The 12,752-nt window shown below is 47.9% G+C and carries 10 protein-coding genes and 1 riboswitch; of the genes, 5 read left to right on the plus strand and 5 right to left on the minus strand.

Going from position 1 to position 12,752, the window contains the following annotated elements; translation table 11 throughout:
* The first annotated feature begins 185 nt into the window (after positions 1–185).
* Positions 186–291: riboswitch (cyclic di-GMP riboswitch) on the plus strand.
* A gap of 82 nt (positions 292–373) precedes the next feature.
* Both EIZ48_RS00075 and yiaY read left to right on the plus strand, forming a co-directional pair.
* Positions 374–1,882, plus strand: coding sequence for a lytic polysaccharide monooxygenase (locus EIZ48_RS00075; protein WP_160648124.1), 1,509 nt, complete (start codon positions 374–376; stop codon positions 1,880–1,882).
* A gap of 372 nt (positions 1,883–2,254) precedes the next feature.
* The gene (gene yiaY, locus EIZ48_RS00080; protein WP_160648125.1) at positions 2,255–3,403 is read left to right on the plus strand and encodes an L-threonine dehydrogenase; all 1,149 of its coding nucleotides are present in this window, start codon (positions 2,255–2,257) and stop codon (positions 3,401–3,403) included.
* Between the two features lie 76 nt (positions 3,404–3,479).
* Here the strand turns inward: yiaY and EIZ48_RS00085 are convergent, their stop codons facing one another.
* The 5 genes from EIZ48_RS00085 to cls all read right to left on the minus strand — a co-directional run bounded on the left by EIZ48_RS00085 (position 3,480) and on the right by cls (position 9,733).
* Entirely contained in the window at positions 3,480–4,577 is a 1,098-nt protein-coding gene (locus EIZ48_RS00085) for a GGDEF domain-containing protein (protein ID WP_240152820.1), read from the minus strand.
* Positions 4,578–4,625: 48 nt separating this feature from the next.
* A complete protein-coding gene (locus tag EIZ48_RS00090) occupies positions 4,626–5,123 on the minus strand; it encodes a putative pterin-binding protein (protein WP_160648127.1) in 498 nt (165 codons plus the stop codon).
* 322 nt (positions 5,124–5,445) lie between these two features.
* Positions 5,446–7,308 carry a response regulator gene (locus tag EIZ48_RS00095; protein WP_160648128.1) on the minus strand — a complete coding sequence of 621 codons (1,863 nt, stop codon included), beginning with the start codon at positions 7,306–7,308 and terminating at the stop codon, positions 5,446–5,448.
* Complete coding sequence (locus tag EIZ48_RS00100) at positions 7,308–8,156, minus strand: PhnD/SsuA/transferrin family substrate-binding protein (protein WP_160648129.1); 849 nt, start codon at positions 8,154–8,156, stop codon at positions 7,308–7,310. The genes EIZ48_RS00095 and EIZ48_RS00100 overlap by 1 nt, the downstream gene beginning before the upstream one ends.
* A gap of 119 nt (positions 8,157–8,275) precedes the next feature.
* Positions 8,276–9,733, minus strand: coding sequence for a cardiolipin synthase (cls, locus tag EIZ48_RS00105; protein WP_160648130.1), 1,458 nt, complete (start codon positions 9,731–9,733; stop codon positions 8,276–8,278).
* A gap of 352 nt (positions 9,734–10,085) precedes the next feature.
* Between cls and EIZ48_RS00110 the strand changes: the two genes are divergently transcribed.
* From EIZ48_RS00110 to EIZ48_RS00120, 3 genes are all read left to right on the plus strand, one after another.
* Positions 10,086–11,420, plus strand: coding sequence for a sodium-dependent transporter (locus tag EIZ48_RS00110; RefSeq protein ID WP_160648131.1), 1,335 nt, complete (start codon positions 10,086–10,088; stop codon positions 11,418–11,420).
* A 142-nt stretch (positions 11,421–11,562) separates the two neighbouring features.
* Entirely contained in the window at positions 11,563–12,249 is a 687-nt protein-coding gene (locus EIZ48_RS00115) for a TIGR01621 family pseudouridine synthase (RefSeq protein ID WP_160648132.1), read from the plus strand.
* A 194-nt stretch (positions 12,250–12,443) separates the two neighbouring features.
* On the plus strand, positions 12,444–12,650 hold the full coding sequence (locus tag EIZ48_RS00120) for a hypothetical protein (protein WP_160648133.1): 207 nt from the start codon (positions 12,444–12,446) through the stop codon (positions 12,648–12,650).
* The last annotated feature ends 102 nt before the right edge of the window (positions 12,651–12,752 follow it).

Raw genomic sequence — 12,752 nt, forward strand, 5'->3', positions numbered from 1 at the left:
GAATGGACTTTGCGACAGAAATATATTCTGTTTATATTTGCAAGGGTGATTAATTTGGCTTAAATATATTGTTGTGATTATTATTATCATGGTTTATTCCGAATGATATTATTGTATTGGGACGATGATTCCATAATATCATCACGATTTTTGATAACTGCAAAATTCTGCCTATAAATCCCCCTGTCAGCTAAAGGCAACTGATTTGAAAAATTCAGGCGCAAAACTACCGACCAAATAAATAACAGCTATATTTTTATGGTTTTATTTTATGGCTGCGGAGTTACCTGATAGGAATGAAGTAGACAATAAGCTGTGGCTATTTTGTTTCCCGCTAGCTGGCTTCCCAACCATTCATTAGGAAGCTAATAAAATGAAAAAAATAATGACTCTCTCTTTTGCAGCAAGCTCAGTACTGGCTGCATTGGTGCCTATAAAAGCAAGTGCCCATGGATGGGCTGACTTTCCTAAAGCACGTCAGGTGATCTGCCAGGAAGATGGCGGCCACTGGGGCGCGCCGGACGGCTCACAGATCCCGAACGAAGCGTGTCGGGCCTCTTTCCAGGAGTCCGGAACTTATCCCGTCGTGCAGGTCAACGAGTTTGCGACTTTGGTAAAGGACTACACCAATATGGATGCGGTAAAGGCCGCGGTGAAGGATGGCTTGATTTGTTCCGGTGGTGACGAGCGAAAAAGTGGTATGAGCGTCGCGTCGCAGTATTGGCAGCGGACCGAGATGCAGGCGGGTGAGACCTTTACTTTGAAATACCGTGCGACTGCACCGCATAACCCGAGTCATTGGCAGATCTACCTGACAAAGCCCGGCTATAACGCAGCCCACAGTCGTTTGGGCTGGGATGGTCTTGAGTTAATTCAGGAGTTTGGCAATATCGAGAAGGTTAATGTCGATGGTGCCAACTATTACTTCATGAATGTGACTTTGCCGGCCGGGCGAAGCGGGGGTGCTACCTTGGTAACGCGCTGGCAGCGTAATGATCCCGCTGGTGAAGGTTTCTATAACTGTAGTGGTATTAAATTTGAGGGGGATGCACCGCCGCCAGAGTGGTCGCCAATTGGTTCGTTTGTCAAACCGGGTGTTGTTGCCGAGGAAGGCGATGTGGTGTGGTTCCGAATTTTTTCCTCGCAGGGTAATCAGGAGCTGGTATCTGAGAAGCTGCCGATCAGTGCGGCAAACCGCGATGTTAATGCCTGGTCCTATGAGCTGGCGCAGCGGGTAAACCAAGAGCACAGTCCTATTACGCAGATAGGTATAGAGCAGGCCTCTGGCGATATTGTGTATAGCCCGGAAGACTTGTACGCCAACCAAGTCTTTGTGACCAACCCGAACTATAGCTATGCGGTAGATGTTCGTGATGGCGATACCATTGAACCGGCACCTGTGACGGTGACTGGCCTTCAGGATGAATATACCCAGAATAAAGAAGGGTTGGCATATATTAGTGCTGCCGTTGAATCTGAAGGTCGCTATCTTATCAATATGAAGCTGCTAGACAGTACAGGTCACCAGTTAGCACTGGCGAGTGACATCGTTGATGACGACAAGATCGATCTGACTCTGTTCACCTCCCAGCAGGGGGATTTCACCATTGAGGTGTATGCCGCCGAGCAAGATGCCGAACACAAGTTGATCGAAACCAAGTCTGTCTCAGTGAAGGTCCCGTCAGGAGGGGGAGATTATGACTATGCCTACCCTGAAGGCATCGGCCAGTATGTCCCGGGTGAAACACTGGTATTGGGGCGCGATGGTAGCACCTATCAATGTCGTCCATTCCCGGAAGGCGGCTGGTGTAACATCGACTCGGCTATCCATTATGAGCCTGGTTTTGGCTCGGCCTGGGAAGACGCCTGGATCCGCCAGTAACGATTGATGATCTTTTAATTAAAGCTATGAGAAAGCGCTGACATGTTTCGGCGCTTTTTTGTGTGCGGATCCTCTCATTTAATGGACTGAATCTATGACGATACGAAAGAGAATGTTTCCATGGATAAACAATTCTGGGTGCGTTTTTAGTGAAAAAGTGATCGAATTCAAAAAAAACAACGCTGACCAGTCACTTTTTTTCATAAATTGTCCGAGATCAAATTGTTGCACATTTTGAAAGTGTTAGATATGTATGCCTAGCCCGAATGGGGTATACGGGATACTCATTACAGGTAGCTTTTTAATCCGCAAAGAGACTGGCGGTTTAGTTGGTTAAAGTAATTAGTATTTGATAATTATGGAGAATTAGATATGAGCAGTGCATTTTTCATCCCTACAGTTAACCTAATGGGTGCAGACTGCCTAGTTGAAGCGGCTGATGCGATTAAAGCACAAGGCTTTAAAAAAGCACTAATCGTTACCGATAAAATCCTAAGCCAAATCGGTATGGTTAAGCAGGTTGCGGATCTGCTGGCAGAGCGTGACGTTGAATCTGTTGTTTTCGACGGTACACAACCAAACCCAACAATTGGTAATGTTGAAGCGGGTCTTGAGCTACTAAAAGCGAACGAATGTGATTTCGTTATCTCTCTAGGTGGTGGTTCTCCACACGACTGTGCCAAGGGTATTGCACTTGTAGCATCCAACGGCGGCAAGATTGCTGACTACGAAGGTGTTGACCAGTCTGCGAAGCCTCAGCTTCCGCTAATTGCGATCAATACTACAGCAGGTACGGCTTCTGAAATGACTCGATTCTGCATCATCACTGATGAAGCGCGTCACATCAAGATGGCGATTGTTGACAAGAACACGACACCGCTAATGTCTGTTAACGATCCTAAGCTAATGCTTGCCAAGCCTGCGTCTCTGACTGCGGCAACAGGTATGGATGCACTGACTCACGCTATCGAAGCATATGTGTCTATTGCGGCAACGCCAATTACTGATGCGGTAGCAATTAAAGCAATTGAGCTTATCCAGGCGCACCTACGTACAGCTGTTAAAGATGGCCAGAACCTGGAAGCTCGCGAGCAAATGGCATACGCTCAGTTCATGGCGGGTATGGCATTCAACAACGCATCTCTAGGTTACGTACACGCAATGGCGCACCAGCTAGGCGGTTTCTACGACCTTCCACACGGTGTTTGTAATGCCGTTCTGCTACCGCACGTACAGCGCTACAATGCACAGGTTTGCCCTGAGCGTCTGCTGGATGTTGCAAAAGCAATGGGTGTGAAGGTTGAAGGCATGACAGCAGAGCAGGGTGCAGAAGCGGCACTGGAAGCGATTCAGGTTCTGTCTAAAGATGTAGGTATTCCGGCTGGTCTTACAGAGCTAGGTGCTAAAGCAGAAGACATCGCTGTTCTGGCTGACAATGCACTGAAAGATGCGTGTGGTTTCACTAACCCGAAACAAGCGACGCACGAAGAGATTTCTGGTATCTACGCTGCAGCAATGTAAGCTGATTGAAAACCTGAATTACCAATACAAAAGCGGTCTTATGACCGCTTTTTTTGTTTGGTAGACAAACAAGACTTCAGCTCATTACTCGCGGGTTATCAGGCAACGAAGTTAATGTGCGGTAATGCAATAGGCCATCTTTTCCTTGTTGTTTGACCTCGTACATCGCAAAGTCGGCCTGTTTCAGGACTTCAGAGACAGACTTGGCTTCTTTGGGAAATTGGCTGACCCCGATACTGGCCGAAATCGGATGAAATGAACCGGCAAACATGGCAGGCTTTCTGAAGATCTCCGCTAACTGCTCAGTGATACAGGAGCTGTTGTCGCCAGTCGGCTGGCAAAGTTCAATAACGGCGAACTCGTCACCGCCCATGCGTGCGGCACAATAATGCTTACAACGTAGTTTTGACAGTCGCCGGGCAACTTCGACCAGCAATTCATCGCCGGCGTGGTGGCCCATCGTGTCATTGATCCGCTTAAAACCATCCAAATCTATAAGGTAAAAATGAAAAGACGTGTTGGTTTGTTCAAGCTCACGGAGCTTTTGGTTGAGCCAGAGCCGGTTGTGGATACCTGTCAGGGAGTCTTTCATTGCTAATGCATGGTGTGAATTGGACTCTCGAAGTAAGAGGTAAGTCATCAATGCTCCCATTAGCAGGGTTGTCAGCAGTAGGTAGCGAATGACTGTTTCAACTTCTGAGATTGCTGTGATCCGATCCCCGAGATCGCCGCTTGATAGTCGGAATTTGTAATTGAGGAAAACCATCAGGTTTTCGTAGTCTTCCCGGAACAGCTGCAGTACAGGTTGGGTTTCCTGCGGTGAAGACAGGGATAGCAGGCGAAGCTCGAGCATTTTTACTCGTTCAAAATGGCTATTAATTTCATCTATTGCCCCTATGAATTGGTCAAAGTGTATTATTTGGCTGTTGTTAACAATAGTGTTGAAGCGGCTCCAGAGAATTTCATACTGGATCATCATGTCGTCATGATTGCTGTTGCCAAATTGGTAGCTTTGCAGCTGATAGACAAACTCCGAGTACTCTTTTGTTAGCTGGAGAACGAACCATATTGCTTCGTTTTGGCTTTTAGATACGATCTCGGAACTATTCTTCAAGTGATTGACGGCAACCAACGTGCTGGCAATCAATAAAGGAGTAATGATGTATAGAATCATCTTTACCCATTTTCTTTTAGATCGTGTTGAACTGCTTCGTGCCATGATTTATTCCGCTTTAATCGTTTCTAATTGCCAGACCATTTTGGCCAGATATTTTCGCTTGCCGAGCTCTGGATATTTGTCGATAGAAAAGACGAGCCAGTAGGGGCCGTAGTTACGGATTTTCAGGTATTGGTTGTTTTTTTCGATAGCGATAATCGGTTCGTATTTCGTTATGTGCTGCCAATCGGTAGAGGCGGAATAGTCGTTCAGCGCACTCATCAGTATCTTAGTGGGTTTGAGTTGATAGGCATTAAGTAATGTGGTCAGCTTTACCCCTTTAAACTCAGCCTGTCCTTTGACCCAGGGAAGGTGGGTAGTAAGAGTTGTTTGTGGCATTTCTTCCAATTCTGAGCGGGTAAGAGTGACATTAACCTGTTGCCCTGATGAATTCTGGCCCGTGATTGTTAGCGTTGTCTCATAGGCGAGAGCTGATGATGATGCTACACAGCATAGCAAAATGATAAATAAGCCAGTTACAGCTTGTGACAACCTAATGGACATCCTGAAACCTCATGGTGGTTATCGATAAATACAGTGCTGAGTTATGAAGTACGGTAAACAGCGAGGCTTGGTACTAAATCAGCACTTTATGTACATGTTTTTGTATATTGTAGTCTGGATTCTATAAACAGCCTGAATGTCATAGTGTGATCAAGCACGTCAGTTTTTTGACATTTTAACCGAGTTTTTACCGATGTAATCGATTTTTGTGTCAAAAAGTACTTTTTGGGGCTGTCTGTAGTAACGTTAGCATTGAAGCTGATGCAAAATTCGGGCTAGAATTTTCAGAATCATTCACCTTCATTATCCTTTTGTTGCTTGCCTAGGAAACCTGCGAATAAAGGGCGGTGCCCTGATGATTTCGGCCCAGCCAATAGCAGATCACCTGAAGCATTTTGTTTTTATCTATTGGCTTGGTAAGAAAATCGTCCATTCCAACGGACAAACATTGCCGCTTGTCTGTGTCACTGACATTGGCTGTCATGGCAACGATTGGAACTTTCTTTTGGGCACTGGTTAGCTTGCGTATTTCACTGCAGGCATCAAGCCCGTTCATTTCGGGCATCTGCAAGTCCATTAACACCAGAGCGTACTGGTTGCTTCTCATCGCCTGAACGGCTTCAAGGCCGTTGTTGGCTGTATTGACTTGAAATCCATACTTGGCCAACAGAGTTTTGGCAATCAACTGATTGGACGGGCTGTCTTCAACCAGTAATATCGGTAATGCCTGCTGCTGAAGAGTCGGGACAATGGGTGTGCAGTTGCTCTTGTCTTTGGTGTTGTCGGCAGGCTGGAGTGTTAACCTGAAGGAGAAGCTTGAGCCTCTCCCCAAGCTGCTGTTGATGTCGAGTTGTCCATCCATGATGGCGAGTAGCTTGTGGCTGATGGCAAGCCCCATGCCAGCTCCTCCATAGCGCCTCGAGAAGGAGGGATCGCTTTGGACAAACGGATCCAAAATAGCAGTGAGCTTTCCTTTATCGATACCGATTCCGCTATCTTCTACCGTGAAGGAAAGGGTTGTGCTGTCCTGTAATTTCTTGCTGGTGATGCTGAGTGAAATTGTACCTCTTTCGGTGAACTTAACGGCATTTCCCAACAAGTTGGTTAGCACCTGCGTGATTTTACCTTCGTCTCCAATGAAGTGAGCCTGACTTTCCTGATCTGAATGGAAAGCGAGCTCAATGCCTTTTTCTGCCGCCTGCTCAGAAAAAAGTGCGATAACATTTTCGGCCGTATTTACCGGTGAAAATACGGCATTATTGACCGCGACTTTGTTGGCGTCGAGCTTTGAATAATCAAGTATGTCGTTGAGTTGGTTTAGCAATAGCCTGGCGGCATTCTGTGCCGTAGTGGTGAACTGCTTGGCCGTTGTTGATAGCGACTCATCCTTGAGAATATCAAGAGAGCCAAGAATGACATTCATTGGGGTTCGGATCTCATGGCTCATGGTTGCAATAAACTCAGTTTTGCTCTTGTTGGCTGCTTCGGCATGTCTCTTTGCTAACTGAAGTTGGCGTTCTTTCTCTTTCTGTGCTGTTAGTACCTTCTGAAGTACGTTAACGGATTTGTCGAGACGCGCTAGCTCTGATAAGTGCTCCTGATTGACGGGCAGAGCAAGCTCGTCTACGGACAATAACCTTCTGTTGATTCTATTTAATGGGGAAAGCAGGAGGTAATGGGTCAGGAAATAACAGAAAAAGCCTAGCAGCAATAACGAGGCGGCCGAGATAAAGCGAATCTGATCGACATGGTGGCTGATGTCAGCCAGCAGCCTTTCTTTGCTGAGCGCAAGGGTCATCGAGCCAAAGATCTCACCTTCAAACATGATAGTACGATGATACTGGGCCGTTAGCGGGTTATTGTCGTCAGGATCTTGCCCAGAACGGGCCAATAGTACTCCAGCCTCATTACAGATAAGGACGTAGGTAAGATCAGGGTTATGAGAGGTTGCCTGCTCAAGTATGGTTTCCAGGTGGGGGACATCTTCGGTCAGCACATCCTCAAGGGTTGTCGACGATAAGGTCTGGAAGTAGCTTTGTAACTGCCTGTCTACCTTGTCTTCGAGGTAGTTTCTTTCGTAACCTCGGACAATTTCTCCGGCACTGAAGCTTAACAACAGCGTGATCAGCGAGATCAGGAAGGCATACTTGAGCCACAAAGGCAGTGATTTGATATAGGCAGTCATCAGTCCCCCGACTCAGAAAAGAAACGGTTGTCGGCCATGGCAAGACGGATCCTTTCATAATCGCTGTCGTTACCGGGAAGAAAGCCATTTTTCTTTAGTGCTTTTAACGCTTTGGGGTCGGCTAGCTCAAGCAGGCTTTCTTTCAGGCTGACAGCGATTTTCGGTTCGAGTGTCGAGCTGGCAATCCATGGCTTGGTGACATTTTCAAACCGGGCTATAGCGCGAAGCGGCGCTCCTTTATTGACCAGTTTGTTGAAGGTGCTTTCTTTAAGCGCCCCTGCATCGTATTGCTCTGATCCAACAGCCGCCCCGACCTTGTCATGACGGCCCAGGTAGCTGTAGGAATCCAGGGTGCTGGCAGTAATGTTGTGGTCGGCCAGATAACTCTGCGACAGATAACGGCCGATCGTTGAGTTCTCGTCGCCAAATGCAAATGACTTTCCTGCCAAATCAGTTGCAGAGTGAATATGGCTATCGTTGTGTACGCAGATAACGCCGTTAAAGGTTTTTCCGCCGTTGTTGCTCTCTACTGCCAAGATTTTAATATCAGGGTTGTTTTGCTTGGCCAAAATGTAGGAACTCGGGCCAAACCGTGAGAAGTCGACCCGGCCCTCGACAAGATTGCTGAGTCCCTGCTGGTAGTCTTTTGAAATTTGCATCCTAATTTGCACAGGCTCTTTGAGTTTTGCTGTCATTTTGGCTTCAAGAGCATTAAGCACAGGACGAAACTGCTTAACCATAGCCGTTGCTTTGTCAGAGGTGTATACCCCAAAGGCCAGCTGAATATCAGACAATGCAGGGAAGCTAATAAAAGCTAAGGCAATTAGCAGGGAATGGGCTTTTTTCATGGCGGCTCTCACTTCTGGACAGACAGTTATAAGAGCAATAAACAGACCATGTTGTGCTATAGGTGAAAAGCTGAAGTAGAGGATGCGTGGCTGTGATGTATGTAAAAGTAAAACAGCCCTTATAGCAAAGGGCTGAACATATAGAAGAACTGTTCAATCAGCTTGTTGATCACCGGGCGTTTTTCCCATTCGCTAAGCTCGATATGGGCGGAGTCTTTGATGTATTCCTGCTGTAGCCAGCTCAGTTGCTGGGTGAACTCAGGGTTATCAACAGCCAGGGTGACTTCAAAGTTAAGCCATAGGCTGCGCATGTCGAGATTTACGGTACCGATGAGGCAATGATTGTTATCGATCACAACGGACTTGGTATGCAGCAGTCCGCCGTGAAAGCGGTGGATGTTGACGCCGGCTGCGAGGAGTTCGGTAAAGAAGGAGCGGCTGGCCCACTCAACCATGATCGAGTCATTCTTGTCGGGAATAACAATGTGAACGCTTATGCCACGTTCGGCGGCACTTTCCAGGGCATGGAGCAGGTTCTCGCTCGGGACGAAGTACGGTGTGGTGATAACAATGCTCTCTTTTGCCTGATAGATGCTCAGCAGCAGTACCTGATGGATAATTTCATCAGGCATCCCGGGGCCAGAAGGGATCACCTGGATCATGTCAGAGCTGTCTGCCGGCGAGGGGAGCTGACAGGCAGGCAGTGGTGGTAGATAGCGTTCGCCCGTTTCGACTTCCCAGTCCCAGGCCTGGATACAGTTCAATACAGAGACGGTTGGCCCTGTGACTCGCACCATGACATCAATCCACTGGCCCACACCCGCATCGGTCTTAAAGTACTCGGGATCGACCAGGTTCATCGAACCGGTATAGGCAATATTGTTGTCGATAACGGCAATCTTCCGGTGCTGGCGGAGATCAAGTCGACGGAGGAACATCCGTAGCGGTGACACCGCCAGTGCCGCGGTGATTTCGATACCGGCATCACGCATCAATTTCGGCCAGTACGAGCGGAAAAAACGCATACTGCCAGCCGCATCGAGCAACACTTTCACTTTGACACCGCGTTTGGCAGCTACGATCAGTGCACTGGCCACTTCGTCAGCCAGACCGCCCGGGTGCCAAATGTAAAATTCGAGATGAATCGCTTCCTTCGCCTGTTGAATATCTTCTATCAGCGAGTGCAAGATTTTATGCGGGGAGTCCTGAAGGGAGAGGCTATTGCCGCACAGTGCCGGGATACCCAGCCGGTTTTCACATAAATCGCTGATTGGGCGGGCATGAAGGCTCATTTGCTGCGGCTGGTGGCCGGGGCAGTCATTCAGACGCTGAAACCAGTCGGCAAAGGGCTGGAACATTTCCAATGCCCGCTCAGCCCGTTTTTTACCCAGATTGAGCTCGCCCACAAGCAGATAAGCAAAGACGCCGCCGATAGGAATGATATAGATGATCATCAACCACGCCAGTGATACGCCCACGACGCGGCGCTTAAACACAACCCGCATTGTCACACCAGCGATGATCAGCCAGTAAAAGAAAACGCCGACCCAAGCGAGTACTTGATAAAACTGTTCCATGTGAATGGCTTATCTGATTAATAAAGAGTTATATGCTCTCTATTTTGCATTGAAATAGAAGGAATACCAACGTTATCTTTCCGACAGAAATATCTGCCAATACTTTTAACAAGGCTGAAACAAAACAGTGTAAATCGACCAATAAATGTGCAGAAAAACGCGTTTGACGGAGAAATGCTAGTGATAGATCAAAAAATAGAATCGCGGGCTTCACATTCTATTCCTAAACTGTTTTACTTGCCAATGTTGACGGTGTGATTGATACTCTTTTAAATGTACACAAAACTTTACACCCGAAATAAGACATAACAAATAGCAGCACAATAATTATCAACTAGTGTAGAGAGCTCGTATGGCAAGTGGATCAAGAGCGCAATTTAGCTCAAGGATAGGTTTTATTTTGGCAGCAGCTGGTTCTGCTGTCGGTTTGGGGAATATTTGGGGCTTCCCGACCCAGGCAGCAAGCAACGGCGGTGCTGTCTTTCTGATGGTTTACCTGCTGATGGTGTTCGCACTGGCGTATCCATTGCTGGTAGCGGAACTGACTATCGGTCGTTACGGCAGTGCCAACCCGATTAAGTCACTGCGTTCGGTATGGCCCCAGCAGCGCGGCATTGCCACGTTGCTTGGTGTGGCAGGGATGATTGCGGTATCAATGATCCTGAGCTTCTACGCCATCGTTGCCGGTTGGCTGTTTGGTTTCCTTGTCGGCCCAATCTTCGAGGCAATTGGCCTGACCTCTGCGGCTAACTGGCTGGAGTCTTTCAGTGCTTCACGTAACCTGGCCCTGATGATCTTCTTCATGGTGCTGACTATTCTGGTAGTACGCAACGGGGTTGCAAACGGTATTGAGCGCTGGTCGACCCGATTGATGCCTGTGCTGTTGCTGCTGTTCGTGGTGATGGTAATCTACATCCTGACTCAGGATGGTGCTATCGATGGTCTGAAAATGTATTTGGTGCCGGATTTCTCTCATTTCAGTCCGAGCCTGGTGGTGAGTGCCATGGGACAGGCATTCTTCTCGCTATCGCTGGGCGTCTGCTCAATGATGGTGTACGGCTCATATATCAAAAAAGATGTGAACCTGCCGAAAACCGCAGCTCAGGTTGCCTTGCTGGATACTTCTGTAGCCTTTATTGCCGGTTTGCTCATTTTGCCTGCAATGTTTGTTGCCCAGCACAATGGCGTCGAAATCTACAGTGACACCGGTGCACTGTTGTCATCAGATACCCTGGTATTTAGCGTATTGCCTGCAATGTTCGATACCATGGGCTCGGCCGGACTGTTCATTGGCGTGCTGTTCTTCGTATTGATGGTGATTGCGGCCCTGACTTCATCAATCTCGATGCTGGAAGTACCGGTTGCCTGTGCAACTGAAGAGCTTAATCAGGATCGTAAAATTGCCGTGTGGTGGATTGGCGGCCTGATCACCTTGTTCTCTGGCATTATCGTATTCAATTTCGGTGATATGTTTGGCCTGGTTATCTCTATCACGACAGAATACGCCCAGCCTATCCTAGGTATGCTGTTTGCCCTGCTAGTCGGCTGGGTATGGAAGCGTGACAAAGTACTGCAGGAGATCAAGGAAGGCTACCCTGAGCTTGAACAGGGGCTGTTCTGGAAAATCTGGCCTTGGTATGTTCGCGTCGTCTGTCCGCTGATGATGCTGTGGGTATTCTTCGCCTGATTTAGGGCTGAAGCCCCCTCGATACAGTGACCTAACAAAGCCGCTCGATTGAGCGGCTTTTGTGTGTCAGGCATTTGGTATTAACGGCAAACGGTATATACTCCGCCTCTCGATTATTTGGCTTGTTCTATGGTATTTGGTTATGTTCACTCTGGTTTATCAGCATCCTGATTTTTTGGTTATCAACAAACATCCGGATGTGAGCGTACATAAAGATGATAATGAGCAGCCCTTGCTGGCAGCCGTGGCTGAGCAAACCGGGGACGAGAAGCTATACCTTATTCACCGCCTTGATAAGATGACCTCCGGGTTGCTGTTGCTGGGAAGAAATAAACAGGCAGCCTCGGTGCTGTCGGGTAATTTTGCCCGTCGTGATGTCGAGAAGTTTTATTTGGCTATCGGTACGAAAAAGCCAAAGAAAAAGCAGGGCGTTGTGATAGGCGACATGACCCGCTCCCGCCGTAGCAGCTGGAAGCTTGAAAGCAGTAAAGACAATCCCGCCGTGACGCAGTTCTTCTCGACGGCGGGTGGCAACGGGCGTCGCCTGTTTCTGTGTAAGCCCCATACCGGAAAGACCCACCAAATTCGCGTAGCATTGCGCAGTGTGGGATCGGGGATTGCCGGGGACATGATTTATGGTTGCGAGGAGGCCGATCGCGGCTATCTTCATGCCTATGCGTTGCGTTTTCCCTATCAGGGCGAGTGGTGCCAGTTTATCTGTGTGCCGGACCGGGGCGAGCTGTGGCAAACCGCAGAAGTCCAGCAGGCCCTGAATGAATGGCAGTCTCCGTGGGAGCTGAGCTGGCCGAAACTCGCGGTCAAAAAGTAGCTGTGGTTATCAAATAACCACAATTGTTAAATAAGAGTGTGTAAAAGAGGCCTTAATGGCCTTTTTTTACACATAATCGGTAAAAATATAAATTAAAGTCGTCTAACCGGCTGTAACTTGAGCAAACGCAATTAAATTATTGATAGAGATCACATATAATAGCGGCCTAGGAAACGCCTAGACAGAGGATTACAATGCGCCTGACCCGCTCTATGTCGCTTCGTATGCGACTGAAGAAGAAAAAGAACAAATCTCTATTTTGGGGGCTGGCATCATTTCGTCGTAATCGTCAAAAGTTCAAATCCCGCGTCAAACGTCAGAGACAAGTCCGTGTCACTGCTGAATATGTTACCCTCGCCAGCCATCGCCACCCTGATGAAAATATCAAACTCGTAGCCTGATCTGTTTTATCCACCTTTTGTCGCTGCTCCTTTGTATAGGCAGATTGTGCTGCCGATAATTGTGTGGAATGGTATGAGCCAATGGTATTAGAATAGCGCCCT

This window comes from Photobacterium alginatilyticum, from assembly GCF_009910675.1.
Taxonomy (GTDB): domain Bacteria; phylum Pseudomonadota; class Gammaproteobacteria; order Enterobacterales; family Vibrionaceae; genus Photobacterium; species Photobacterium alginatilyticum.

Excerpts from the sequence above, each read along its gene's own strand:
- EIZ48_RS00090 (WP_160648127.1), bottom strand. The coding sequence starts at position 5,123 with ATGTCCATTAGGTTGTCACAAGCTGTAACTGGCTTATTTATCATTTTG.
- EIZ48_RS00110 (WP_160648131.1), top strand. The coding sequence starts at position 10,086 with ATGGCAAGTGGATCAAGAGCGCAATTTAGCTCAAGGATAGGTTTTATT.
- EIZ48_RS00120 (WP_160648133.1), top strand. The coding sequence starts at position 12,444 with ATGCGCCTGACCCGCTCTATGTCGCTTCGTATGCGACTGAAGAAGAAA.
- EIZ48_RS00085 (WP_240152820.1), bottom strand. The coding sequence starts at position 4,577 with ATGATTCTATACATCATTACTCCTTTATTGATTGCCAGCACGTTGGTT.
- EIZ48_RS00100 (WP_160648129.1), bottom strand. The coding sequence starts at position 8,156 with ATGAAAAAAGCCCATTCCCTGCTAATTGCCTTAGCTTTTATTAGCTTC.
- cls (WP_160648130.1), bottom strand. The coding sequence starts at position 9,733 with ATGGAACAGTTTTATCAAGTACTCGCTTGGGTCGGCGTTTTCTTTTAC.
- EIZ48_RS00115 (WP_160648132.1), top strand. The coding sequence starts at position 11,563 with ATGTTCACTCTGGTTTATCAGCATCCTGATTTTTTGGTTATCAACAAA.
- EIZ48_RS00075 (WP_160648124.1), top strand. The coding sequence starts at position 374 with ATGAAAAAAATAATGACTCTCTCTTTTGCAGCAAGCTCAGTACTGGCT.
- yiaY (WP_160648125.1), top strand. The coding sequence starts at position 2,255 with ATGAGCAGTGCATTTTTCATCCCTACAGTTAACCTAATGGGTGCAGAC.
- EIZ48_RS00095 (WP_160648128.1), bottom strand. The coding sequence starts at position 7,308 with ATGACTGCCTATATCAAATCACTGCCTTTGTGGCTCAAGTATGCCTTC.